We start from the raw sequence: 12406 nt of genomic DNA on the forward strand, positions 1-12406 counted from the left end.
TTGAACTGCCTAAGTTATGCTTATCAGTTCAATTATAAAATTTCCCTTACAGGAAGGGTAGTAAGATTATCCGTTAAAAAAACCTAATTTTGGATTGTGAGACGATTATTAATTCTATTTCTTTTGATTTCTACGGCCCTTTCCTGCGGGAAATCCAATAAGCCTGATGGGCTTTTGTCTGAGGATCAGATGGTCAGCGTTTTAATTGATATTCACCTGACTGAAGGAGTGGCCAGTGCTTTACCCATTCCTTATGACTCTTCACAAACTTTGTATAGGCTCTTAGAAAAAGATATTTTTTTAAAACATGATACCAGCGATTCGGTTTTTACCGAGAGCATGCGCTACTATTTGCAGTATCCTGAAAGAATGGATCAAATGTATGCCCGTGTGATAGATTCTCTAGTAGTAAGGGAATCCAATCCAACCAGTGAAGAAAAAATGTAATGCTATATCCTTCGAATTTAGAGAAGAAAATAAATTTCAAAAAAATCAAAGAGCTACTCAAGGCTGAATGCTCCTCTTCTTTGGGGATGGAGTATGTGGACAAAGTAGCTTTTTCTTCTGATCCGAAACAGGTTAATAAATTGTTGGACCAGACTCAGGAGTTTTTGGATATTCTGATTTCAGGAGAGAGCTTTCCTGCTTCCAATTTTACCAACCTGAATCCCTATTTGGAAAAAGCCAAGCTTGAGGGAGCTTTTTTGGATCAGGAGGAATTTCATGAAGTCAAATTATCTCTGATGACGCTTCAGGGTTGCATCAAGTTTTTTTCCAAATACGGAGAATCCTATCCTGCATTAAGTCAATTGCTGGGTTTGGTCTTGGACCTGGATCTGGGTTTGCTAAAAGCCATCGAATTGGTGGTTGATGAAAAAGGGCAGATCCGAAGCAATGCAAGTAAGGAATTGCAATTGATTAGAAATCAAATAATTTATGAGGAAGGCAGACTGCGAAAGGTCATGGATAGGATCTTCAAGGAAGCCCGAGCTAAAGGCCTAACACCTGAAGATTCTGCGATTACTATACGTTCTGGGAGAATGGTGATTCCCGTTGCTGCTGAGAACAAAAGGAAGCTGAGAGGTTTTATTCACGATGAATCTGCTACTGGTCAGACTGTTTTCATGGAGCCCGAAGAAGCTTTGGATATCAATAATGAAATCCGGGATTTGGAATACATGGAGAGGAGAGAAATCATCAAGATTCTCACCCAGCTGACAGATAGACTTCGGCCTTCAATCCCCGCTTTCAGAAAAGCGACTAATTACCTCGGCTTGATTGATTTTATCAGAGCAAAGGCCAAGTTTGCCCAGAAAACCGAAAGCGTCAAGCCTGTAATTGTCAAAGAAAGAACCTTGTCTTGGACTCATGCGAGACATCCGCTGTTGGAGATGGCACTAAAGTCTCAGCAGAAGAAAATTGTACCTTTATCAATTCATCTGGAGGGGCAGAATCGCTTATTGGTGATTTCCGGTCCTAATGCAGGAGGAAAATCAGTAACCTTAAAAACAGTCGCATTGCTTCAATATATGTTGCAGTGCGGTATTCTGATTCCGGTTCATCCAGACTCAAAAAGCTCCCTTTTTGATAATTTCTTTATTGACATCGGTGATGAGCAAAATCTGGAAAATGATCTGAGTACTTACAGCTCACATTTGATGAGCATGAAGCATTTTACGCAGTTTGCCAATAAAAAAACAATCCTGTTTATAGACGAATTCGGTACAGGAACTGAGCCTCAGTTTGGAGGAGCAATTGCGGAATCCATATTATTAGCTCTCAATAAAGCTGGAGCTTTTGGCATTGTGACAACTCACTATGGTAACCTCAAACAAGCAGCCAACAAAAATCAAGGCTTGGTTAATGGTGCCATGCGCTATGATGTGGAAAAATTGGAACCCATGTACCAATTGGAGATTGGAAAGCCAGGCTCTTCTTTTGCGCTCGAAATTGCTTCCAAAATTGGGATCTCGAAGGAAATTCTGAATTACGCCAAATCCCAGATTGGTGAAGAGAGAGTGAGGTATGATAGACTTCTGACTCAATTGGAGAACGAAAAAAATCAATATTCAGGGCTCCTAACAGAGGTGAAATCCAAGGAAAAATTGCTTCAGACCAGGCTGAAGGAATACAATGAGCTAAAAGAAACTCTCGAGCAAACGAAAAAACGCTATATACAGGAAGCGAAACAGGAGGCCAAACGCCTATTGGACGAAACCAATAAGAAAATTGAAGCAACCATTCGGGAGATCAAAGAAGGAAAGGCTGAAAAGGAAGCTACCAAAAAGGTGAGGAAGGAATTGGAAAGCTTCAAAGAGGAAATTAAGCCAGAAAAAGTAGTGGTTAAAGAGCCGGGGATCACTGTTTTGGGAGGTAAAATTGAAACTGGCGATTGGGTTCGTTTGAAGGATAATGGGGCGATTGCTCAAGTTTTGCAATTGAGAAATAAAGAAGTAGATATTTCTATTGGAGAATTGAAGTCCACAGTGAAATTGTCTCGCCTTGAAAAAATCTCTCAAACTCAGGTTAAAAAGGAGACCAAAGCTTCGAGTAATAGGTCAGGCTTTAATACGAACCAAAAGATGATGGATTTTTCTCCCAACCTGGACCTGAGGGGAAAAAGAGGAGAAGAAGTTTTAAGCTTGGTTCAAACTTTTATTGATGAAGGATATATGCTTGGTTTGAAAGATTTGAGAATAGTTCACGGAAAGGGAGATGGAATTCTGAGAGAAATTACGAGGAATCTCCTTAGGACTATGGGGCCTGTCAAAAAAATGGAGGATGAACATGCAGACAGGGGAGGAGCCGGAGTTACTTTGGTGACATTGAAATAAAAAAAGGGGCTCGAAGCCCCTTTAATTTTAGGGTTTAAATCTAGCTTATTTTTTTACCAAATTGAATACATAGCTTCCTGCCACTGCAAAAGTACCGTTGATTCTGGCTCCTGGCGCAGGAATATTGAATTCCAATCGCAAATTATCGCCTGTGCGGGTAAATGAAATCTCCCGACCAGCAGCTGGTTTGGCTCCGGTTAGACTGAATTTGTCAAAGTTGGTTCCCGCAAATGACCAGTTCCCTGAATTGTCAAACAAGTCATTATTATTTCTTGTGGTATAGGTTTTTGCTGAACCTGAATTTAAAATCAGCTCGAAGTTTTGATATTGATCTGTAACGGTAGAACCACTTCTGGTAACAGAACCCCCTCCAGCAATCCCCCAAGTCTGAGAACCTGAACCAGTCAAAGCTTCTACAGCCAACTGTTCTGGCGTCTTCTGTGGTGTTGGAGCTGGCTTGTCACCACATGCAAACAAGATCACTGTAAACAATGAAATCAGACTTAAACTAAACAATGATTTTTTCATATACTTTTTATTTCTTAAGCTAAAATTTCAACTATCAGAGGCTTTTCTTCCAGAGGCTATAATTAGATTTCTGAATCTACCTTCCCTAAGGTAAACTCTAAATTAAATTGAAATTAGAATTAATCCTCTAAAATTAACTATATCATTTGAAGTTCAAAGAATAGCCTTATTTATAATCTTCCAATACCAGTTTTTGTTGACAAAATTCGTACTCTCTGGATTCATTGGAGCAAATAATTAAGATCTGGTTTTGAGCAAATTTTTCTACCATCTCCAAATACCAGCTTATTCCTTTTTTATCAAGATTAGAAGTGGGTTCATCCAAAAGGACTAGGTCAACATCTGAAAAAAGTGCCAATCCAAGCTTTAACCTTTGTTTCATTCCTGAAGAAAACTGGGATATGGGTTTATTCATATGTTGCTCCAAGTATAAAATCTGCAACATTTCTTCCAAGCTCAAATTGCTTTTAGGTTTTTTGAATTTGAAATGAAACTGCAATACCTCTCTGAGGCTAAATTCCTCTGGAAGCTCCAGATATGGGGCGGCAATAGTGAGTAATCTAAACCAGTCAGAATCAGGAATAGGATTATCTTTTAGAAAAGATATTTTTCCGAAACTCAATGGGATGGACCCTGCAATACATTTGAGAAGTGTAGATTTTCCCGAGCCATTACTTCCAGTGATTGCCAGTGAATCACCGGATTGAAGCGATAAATCCAGATTTTTAAAAATCCATTCGTATTGAAAGCGTTTTGAAGCCTCTTCGAGTTGGATTTTCAGCATTTTAATTGATGTAGCCTTTCATTACTCCTCTTTCTGAAGATCGTATAAAATTCAGAATTTCATCTCTTTCTTTGGTAGCAGGAAGGTTTACTTCAATTTCTTCCAAAGCCTTACTGTTATTGAGGCTGTTTAAGAAAAGATATCTATATACTTCCTGTATATGTGCAATGGTTTCAGAGCTGAAACCTCTTCTTCTCAGGCCCAACGAGTTTACACCGGCATAGGAAAGTGGTTCCCTTGCAGCTTTTGTGAATGGAGGAACGTCTTTTCTCACCAATGAACCGCCGGAAATCATGGAATGCATTCCTACCTTGACAAATTGGTGAATGGCACTAGATCCACCCACAATTGCCCAGTCGTCGATGGATACGTGACCAGCAATTTGTACGGAGTTGGCGATGATTACATGGCTTCCGATCACACAGTCATGTGCAACGTGTACATAAGCCATTAAAAGGCAATTGCTTCCTATTACTGTGGTCTGCTTGTCAACTGTTCCCCGGCTTATAGTAACACACTCCCTAATGGTAGTATTGTCACCAATCACTACGGTAGAATCTTCGCCTTGGAATTTTAAGTCTTGAGGAATACCTGCGATCACAGCACCTGGAAAAATCTTACAGTTTTTACCAATTCTTGCTCCTGGGAAAATCGTCACATTAGGGCCAATCCAAGAATTATCCCCTATGATTACATCTTCATGAATCATGGTGAAGGGATCAACATGGACATTTTCTCCAAGTTGAGCTTTTGGGCTTACATGAGCTAATGGGCTGATCATGATTCTTTTCTAGTTATACTGGCTGTCATAACTGCCTCACACACCAAAGTGTTACCCACATAGGCCTCACCTCTCATTTTTGCAATTCCTCTTCTGATAGGAGCTAAAAGTTCACATTTGAAAATCAGTGTATCTCCAGGAAGTACCATTTTTCTGAACTTACAATTCTCGATTCCCAAGAAGTAAGTCCAATAATTTTCAGGATCATCTACTGTGCTTAGTACCAAAATACCACCCGTCTGCGCCATTGCCTCCACTTGGAGCACACCTGGCATCACTGGGTTGCCTGGAAAATGACCCAAGAAAAACGGTTCATTCATCGTTACATTTTTCACTCCAGCAACTACCGTATCATCCAAGTAGATAATTTTATCCAATAATTGGAAAGGATATCTGTGAGGAAGAATATTAGAGATCTGATTGATATCCATCACTGGTGGAAGTTTTGGATCGTAGTGTGGAATGTGCGAAGCTCCTGCCTTTTCCATAGCTCTTTTTAGCTTTTTTGCAAAAGCCACATTAGCAGCATGCCCTGGTCTTGCGGCTAAAATTTGAGCCTTCAATGGTCTTCCAACCAATGCCAAATCTCCTACTACATCCAGAAGCTTATGTCTAGCAGGCTCATTTCTGTAGCGAAGATCAACATTATTAAGGATGCCTTCCTTTTTGACCTCAACTCTTTGCTTATTGAACATTTTGGCTAAATGTGCCAGTTCTTTTTCCTCAACTACTCTGTCTACGACGACGATAGCATTATTCAAGTCTCCTCCTTTAATTAAGTTGGAGTTGTAAAGCATTTCTAATTCATGCAAAAAACAGAAAGTTCTGCATGATGCGATCTCAGTTTTAAATTGTCCGATATCTGTAATGGAAGCATGCTGACTTCCCAAAACAGGGGAATTGTAGTCAACCATGACGGTCACTCTATAATTGTCTGTTGGAAGAGCAACCATTTCTACTTCTCTGGAAGAATCTTTGTATTGGATACTTTCCTGAACTTCAAAAAATCTCCTTAATGCATTTTGTTCTTCCAGTCCAGCATCTTCAAGGACCTCAATAAATTGAATAGATGAACCGTCCATGATAGGAGGTTCAGGACCATCCAGCTGAATCAGCACATTGTCTATTTCCATGCCTACCAATGCAGCTAGGACATGTTCTACAGTGTATACGCGTGCTCCGTTTTGCTCAAGCGTAGTGCCTCTGGATACGTCTACGACTAAATCGCAGTCTGCATCCACGGTAGGCATTCCTTCTAAATCTATTCGCTGAAACTTAATACCGTGATTGGGTGGAGCAGGTAAAAAAGTCATGTTGGAAATGACACCTGTGTGAAGGCCAACTCCTGACAATTCAACCTGTTTCTTTATAGTGTGCTGTTTTACTTTCATTATTTCTTAGCCATTTAAATGCTAGGGCCGCAAAATTAAGGCTTTTTTTCGAGTTCTTTGATTCTGTTCTCTAGGTCGTCCAAATTTTTGAATATAGAATAAGACTTTAAAAACTGTTTCATGTCAAATCCTATGTAACCAAATAATGTTTGCCCAGGTGATTTGATGGACTTACTTACACCCGTGTTGGCTCCGATAGTAGTGTTGTCCGCAATTTTAATATGGCCTACAATTCCTGCTTTTCCGGCGATAACACAGTTTTTTCCAATTTCTGTGGATCCTGAAATTCCTGTTTGGGCAGCAATAACAGTATTTTCACCTATTACAACGTTGTGGGCAATTTGTACCTGATTATCGATTTTCGCTCCCTTTTTGATTAGGGTTGAGCCCATGGTTGCGCAATCAATAGTTGAATTAGCTCCAATACTGACATTGTCCTCTATGATTACGTTTCCTATTTGCGGGATAGCTTTATATGATCCATCTTCTTGAGGAGCAAAGCCAAAACCATCCGAGCCTATCACGGCACCAGGATGGATTTCACAATTTTTACCAATTTTGGTGTCGGTACAAATCCTGGCGCCAGAATGAATGATGGTATTATCTCCAATCTCTACATTGTTTCCAATGTATGCATGAGGATGAATTTTAACCTGATTTCCGATTTTGCAGTTTTTTCCGATATAGGAAAATGCACCTCTGAAGTGATTTTCTCCAATACTGGAACTTGCGTCCATGAAGCTTGGCTCCTCTACTCCCGAAAAAGACGCTTTTGAAAACTGGGCGTAAGCTTCAAGAAGAGCTGTAAATCCCAAATAGGCATCTTTTACCCGAATCAGATTGGTCTTGTAGGTTTTTGAAGGTTTGAACCCTTCTGAAACAATAACTGCAGTAGCTTGAGTTTGATAAAGGTAGGGTTCGTATTTTTCATTGGAAAGGAAGCTAATTCCGCCCGCTTGGCCTTCTTGAATTTTGTCAAGACGGCTCACTGTCAAGCTTTCATCGCCTTCTACTTTTCCATTCAATAATTCGGCTAACTGCCTTAAAGTAAATTCCATACAGCAAATGTATTGATTGTCTAAATTAGACTTTTGGCTTTACATATATAGTGTTTTTCGACGATTTTGCTCATCACTTTGATGTTAGGCAAGTCTGCCGCTTGAGCCACGTCAATTACTTTTCCTTTCTTGGTAAGAATATTAATCCGGTCTTTGATCAAATATCCATAATTGCTCACAGTTCCATGGGAAAAGAAATAATCCAAATCCTCTTCAGGAATCCCTAATTTTTGAATCGCTTTTCTTTTTGAGCTTTCAATTTCCTTTTTTGTAAAAGGGTCATTTTTCAGGCTTATTTTGAAAAGATTCCTCGTTAAAAACATCCTGGAAATACTTCTGAGAACATAATCATCCGATTTTTTCCAAAGTTTGATAGCTCCCCATAGATCCAAATCATCTAACTCCAAGAAAATCTTCAATAAATCAGGATTGCTTTGAAAATCCTGTAAGGTATGTTCATTGCCCAATAGATAATCAAACTCCTCGGAAATTGGGAAATTGGCACCCCTGATTTTTAAGTCTTTTGCTCTTTGGATCAGGTTTATCAGCATTTTTTCTGCACTCACGGTAGTCTTGTGCAAGTAAACCTGCCAATACATTAGCCTTCTGGCGCTCAGAAAGTTTTCTATAGAGTAAATCCCTTTTTCTTCAATGACTACCTGATCGTCTTTCACATCCATCATCTTGATGATACGGTCTGCCCCGATCGTACCTTCAGAGACACCCGTGAAGAAACAATCTCTTTGAAGGTAGTCTAGCCGATCAATATCCAACTGACTGGAAACCAGCTGATGGAAAAATTTCCGTTCATATTGATTCTTAAAGATTCTTAAAGTCAGATCAAGTTTGCCACTTAATTCTTGATTTAAGAGTTCTATAATCAGTAATGACAGTTCCTCATGCGGAACTGATTTTAAAAGACTATATTCCAATGCATGGGAAAAAGGGCCATGACCTATGTCATGAAGCAGAATTGCAATTAAAGCTGCTTCATACTCAGGGTCTGAGATTTCGGTACCTTTATTCCTGAGGTTATCCAAAGTGATGCTCATTAAGTGCATTGCACCCAAAGCATGGTGAAATCGCGTATGTAAAGCACCGGGGTAGACAAAATCTGTCAAACCCAATTGCTTGATCCGGCGTAATCTTTGGAAATATGGATGATCAATGATTGTAAAAATCAACTCGCTCGGAATGGTGATAAAACCATAAACGGGATCGTTGAGTATTTTCTGGCTTTTCAAGGAGGCCTGTTTTGTTTACCCAAAAGTAATTATAATTTTAAAAGAAACGGAATCCGCTATGTCGCAAAAATCCAATATTCTATGGGCCGATGATGAAATTGACCTTTTGAAGCCACATATCCTTTTTTTGGAACAAAAAGGCTATGCTATCACTACCGTTAATTCTGGCATAGATGCGATAGAAGAAGTCGAAAAACGAAATTTTGATGTCATTTTTCTAGATGAAAATATGCCAGGGATGACTGGCCTGGAAACTTTACAGCAAATCAAACAGATTAAGCCTCAGATTCCAGTTGTCATGATCACCAAAAGTGAGGAGGAGCATATCATGGATGATGCGATTGGAGGTAAAATAGCTGATTATCTGATTAAGCCATTGAATCCAAGCCAAATTTGGCTTTCAGTGAAAAAGATTCTTCAAAACAGACAGTTGATAGAAGAGAAAACCACTTTGAGTTATCAGCAAGATTTTATGAATATCAGTATGGCCTTTGGAGATGCAGAGGATCATGAGGACTGGGCAAATATTTATAAGAAATTGACCTACTGGGAGCTTCAGATTGACGATACTGAAAATAAGAGCATGCAGGAAGTTTTGGAGTCACAAAAAACCGAAGCAAACGCGTCTTTTGCCCGATTCATCAAAGACAACTACCTAGACTGGCTGGAAGAAAAAAACACAGATAAACCTTTGCTTTCCCATCAAGTGATGAAAAAGAAAGTGTTCCCTAAGGTCAAAGAAGGGAAGCCTCTGTTCTTTATTGTGATTGACAATTTAAGGTTGGACCAGTGGGAAGAGATCGAGTCCTTAGTTTCTCCATATTTCAATATTCAGGAAAAGGAAACCTATTATAGTATCCTTCCTACCACCACGGCTTTTGCTAGAAATGCGCTCTTCAGCGGGATGATGCCTATGGATATGGCTAGATTTTATCCCAACCTATGGGAAGATGAGGATTCTGATGAAGGGAAAAATAATTTCGAGGAAGATTGGTTGAAGATTAACTTAGAAAAAAGCAGGGTACAAGCGAAGCATTCATATCATAAAATAATTCAAGCCAATCAAGGAAAGGCTGTTTTGGATCAGTTTCACTCTTTGGTTCAAAATGAGTTAAATGTCCTAGTTTATAATTTTGTGGACATGGTATCTCATGCGAGGACAGATATGAAAATGATTAGAGAGCTTGCTCCTGATGAATCGGCTTATCGCTCTCTAACCAAAAGTTGGTTTGAGCATAGTAGCTTATTTGATCTGTTGAAAAAGATTCAACTGGCAGAAGCAGATGTAATCATCACTACTGATCATGGAACCAAGAGAGTCAATAAGCCATACCGAATAATTGGGGATAAAAATGTGACTACTAACTTAAGATATAAGCAAGGGAAAAACCTGAATTTTGAAGCAGGCAAGGTTTTCGAAATAAGGAAACCTGAAGATGCCAAGCTACCCAAGCTTAATGTTTCCTCAAGTTATGTGTTCGCTGTGGAGGACTATTTTTTCGCGTATCCAAACAATTACAACTATTATGTGAACTATTATAAGGATACTTTTCAGCACGGTGGCGTATCTTTGGAGGAAATGATCGTTCCGATCGTTTATCTCACAGCAAAATAGAGAGTTTTGGATAGTAAGATTTACGAGTTAAAAGAGCTGGACCAAATAGCCCAATGGATTATTGATTTTGCCCAAAACGAGAAGCTTTGGGTGTTTCAGGGCGATATGGGTGCTGGAAAAACTACATTGATCAAAGCATTGGGTGAAAAGTTTGGACTTGCATCTCAGGTAAGCAGTCCTACTTTCGGGATAGTCAATCATTATGAGCTTTCTGGAAAAGCTCCTATTTATCATTTTGATTTTTATAGACTGGAAAAACCTGAGGAAGCTTTGGATATAGGAGTGGAGGAATATTTTGAAAGCGGGAATTATTGTTGGATGGAATGGGCCGAAAAATTGGGAGGTTTTATTCCAGATCATTTTTTATTGATTAAAATTGAGTATTATTCTACTTCAAGTAGAAAAATCACACTTCAACATTATCGGGATGTCGACTCAGATTAATGAACTCACCGCTGTTGGACTAATTCCAAAAGAATCTCCTGCCAAAGTAAAAAGAGGGAAGGGCGGGCTGACTATTGGTATACCCAAAGAGCAATCTGATGAAGAAAAAAGAATCGTATTGACCCCGGAAGCAGTAGGATTACTGACCAACAACGGGCTGAATGTGATTGTGGAAAGTGGAGCAGGACTGGCTTCCAAGTTTTCAGATCAAGATTTTTCAGATGCAGGAGCGAAGGTGGTTTACTCTTCAAAGGAGGCTTTTCAATCTGAAGTAGTACTGAAAGTTGATGCGCCAAGCTTAACGGAAATAGAATCCATGAATCAGGGAGCATGTCTGATTTCAGCTCTGCAAATTGGAAAGCAGAATAAAGAGTTTATTGAGGCTTTGAATGCCAAAAAGATCACTTCGGTTGCTTTTGAATACCTAGAGGATAAAGTAGGTGGGATGCCGGTGGTAAGAGCCATGTCGGAGATCGCAGGCAGTACTGTGATGCTGATAGCTTCGGAATATTTATCCTCCGTCAACGATGGTAAAGGACTGATTATGGGAGGTGTTACGGGTGTGCCACCTACTCAGGTTGTGATTATAGGTGCAGGCACGGTGGCGGAGTATGCGGCTAGAACTGCCTTAGGACTTGGGGCAAATATTAAAATTTTTGATAACCATATATACAAGCTTCGTAGGTTGAAGCAATTGCTGGGTCAGCAGGTTTATACTTCGACTATTGATAATTTGACCCTAACTCAGGCTCTTGCAGAGGCTGATGTGGTGATTGGTGCCCTGAGAGCAGAGAAAGGAAGAAATAAGGTGGTGGTCAGTGAAGAAATGGTTGCCAACATGATGCATGGCAGCATTATCATTGATGTGGGAATTGATCAGGGAGGATGCATTGAAACTGCACAGATGACAACCCACAGTGACCCTGTGTATTTGAAACATGATATTATTCACTACTGTGTACCTAATATTGCTTCCAGAGTATCGCGTACTGCATCCTATTCTTTGAGCAATATTTTCACCCCAATTGTTTTACAAATGGCGGATTTGGGTGGTGCTGAAGAAATGATTTTTAATTACCGATGGTTTCTGCGAGGGGTATATACTTACAGGGGAAGCTTAACCAATGCTTATTTGGCAAGGAAATTTGATTTAACTCACAAAGAATTACAATTACTCCTTGCTGCGAGGTATTGATTAGGAAAGGAGGTTTTGCCTCAATAAAAATTCTAATTGATCATTTGCTTTGATCAAAGCCTGAGTCAAGCGCTCGTTTTCTCTTCGTAATGTGTAGATTTCAAAAGCGTTTTTGATGACTGTTCTGAGGTAATCTTCTTCCCAAGGCTTGGTCAGATAATGATACACTTGACCTTTGTTAATTGCATCAATTACAGCTTGTATGTCTGTGTACCCTGTTAATAATACTCTTATTGGATTTGGATGAATTGGGATGATTGATTCTAAAAATTCCACGCCAGTTTCCTCTGGCATTCTTTGGTCGGTAATGATAATGTCAATTTCTTCCTTGTCTAAAATCTCACGTCCTTCTTTGGCAGAAATAGCGAGAAAAATTTTATAGTCTCTTCGGAATGTAGCTTTAAATGCTTGAAGATTATTCTCTTCATCATCTACATATAAAATCTTAATTTTTTCTTCTGCCTTGGTTTCCATTCAATTCTTGACTTGAATACAAGTTAATCGTAATTCTAAATAATTGCTTTTTTTATTT

The 12406-nt window shown here is 39.4% G+C and carries 12 protein-coding genes; 5 read left to right on the top strand and 7 right to left on the bottom strand.

Annotated elements, in window-relative coordinates; all coding sequences use genetic code 11:
* The first annotated feature begins 96 nt into the window (after positions 1-96).
* Both GYM62_RS02760 and GYM62_RS02765 read left to right on the top strand, forming a co-directional pair.
* Positions 97-447: a DUF4296 domain-containing protein gene (locus tag GYM62_RS02760; RefSeq protein WP_091654717.1), complete on the top strand. Its 351-nt coding sequence runs from the start codon at positions 97-99 to the stop codon at positions 445-447.
* Positions 447-2834, top strand: a complete 2388-nt coding sequence (locus GYM62_RS02765) for an endonuclease MutS2 (RefSeq protein ID WP_219958206.1) — start codon at positions 447-449, stop codon at positions 2832-2834. Before GYM62_RS02760 ends, GYM62_RS02765 begins: the two co-directional genes overlap by 1 nt.
* Positions 2835-2879: 45 nt before the next feature.
* Here GYM62_RS02765 and GYM62_RS02770 read toward each other — a convergent pair whose 3' ends face one another.
* From GYM62_RS02770 to GYM62_RS02795, 6 genes are all read right to left on the bottom strand, one after another.
* Entirely contained in the window at positions 2880-3362 is a 483-nt protein-coding gene (locus GYM62_RS02770; protein ID WP_144607193.1) for a hypothetical protein, read from the bottom strand.
* 166 nt (positions 3363-3528) lie between these two features.
* Positions 3529-4146 (bottom strand): ATP-binding cassette domain-containing protein, encoded by a 618-nt coding sequence (locus GYM62_RS02775; RefSeq protein ID WP_219958207.1) that lies wholly within the window; start codon positions 4144-4146, stop codon positions 3529-3531.
* 1 nt (position 4147) lies between these two features.
* Positions 4148-4927, bottom strand: coding sequence for an acyl-ACP--UDP-N-acetylglucosamine O-acyltransferase (gene lpxA, locus GYM62_RS02780; RefSeq protein WP_144607195.1), 780 nt, complete (start codon positions 4925-4927; stop codon positions 4148-4150).
* The gene (locus GYM62_RS02785; RefSeq protein WP_091654710.1) at positions 4924-6318 is read right to left on the bottom strand and encodes a bifunctional UDP-3-O-[3-hydroxymyristoyl] N-acetylglucosamine deacetylase/3-hydroxyacyl-ACP dehydratase; all 1395 of its coding nucleotides are present in this window, start codon (positions 6316-6318) and stop codon (positions 4924-4926) included. Before GYM62_RS02785 ends, lpxA begins: the two co-directional genes overlap by 4 nt.
* A gap of 35 nt (positions 6319-6353) precedes the next feature.
* Positions 6354-7376, bottom strand: coding sequence for a UDP-3-O-(3-hydroxymyristoyl)glucosamine N-acyltransferase (lpxD, locus tag GYM62_RS02790; RefSeq protein WP_219958208.1), 1023 nt, complete (start codon positions 7374-7376; stop codon positions 6354-6356).
* A 20-nt stretch (positions 7377-7396) separates the two neighbouring features.
* A complete protein-coding gene (locus tag GYM62_RS02795) occupies positions 7397-8620 on the bottom strand; it encodes an HD domain-containing protein (RefSeq protein WP_219958209.1) in 1224 nt (407 codons plus the stop codon).
* A gap of 58 nt (positions 8621-8678) precedes the next feature.
* On the opposite strand from GYM62_RS02795, the gene GYM62_RS02800 reads away from it, so the two are divergent.
* From GYM62_RS02800 to GYM62_RS02810, 3 genes are read left to right on the top strand one after another with little or no spacing between them, the layout of a single operon-like run.
* Positions 8679-10235, top strand: coding sequence for a PglZ domain-containing protein (locus GYM62_RS02800; RefSeq protein ID WP_091654706.1), 1557 nt, complete (start codon positions 8679-8681; stop codon positions 10233-10235).
* 6 nt (positions 10236-10241) lie between these two features.
* A complete protein-coding gene (tsaE, locus tag GYM62_RS02805; protein ID WP_219958210.1) occupies positions 10242-10679 on the top strand; it encodes a tRNA (adenosine(37)-N6)-threonylcarbamoyltransferase complex ATPase subunit type 1 TsaE in 438 nt (145 codons plus the stop codon).
* Positions 10663-11874: an alanine dehydrogenase gene (locus GYM62_RS02810; RefSeq protein WP_091654703.1), complete on the top strand. Its 1212-nt coding sequence runs from the start codon at positions 10663-10665 to the stop codon at positions 11872-11874. Before tsaE ends, GYM62_RS02810 begins: the two co-directional genes overlap by 17 nt.
* Here the strand turns inward: GYM62_RS02810 and GYM62_RS02815 are convergent, their stop codons facing one another.
* Positions 11875-12348, bottom strand: coding sequence for a response regulator (locus tag GYM62_RS02815; RefSeq protein WP_219958211.1), 474 nt, complete (start codon positions 12346-12348; stop codon positions 11875-11877).
* Positions 12349-12406: the final 58 nt, after the last annotated feature.

This window comes from Algoriphagus sp. NBT04N3 (assembly GCF_019443765.1).
Taxonomy (GTDB): domain Bacteria; phylum Bacteroidota; class Bacteroidia; order Cytophagales; family Cyclobacteriaceae; genus Algoriphagus; species Algoriphagus ornithinivorans.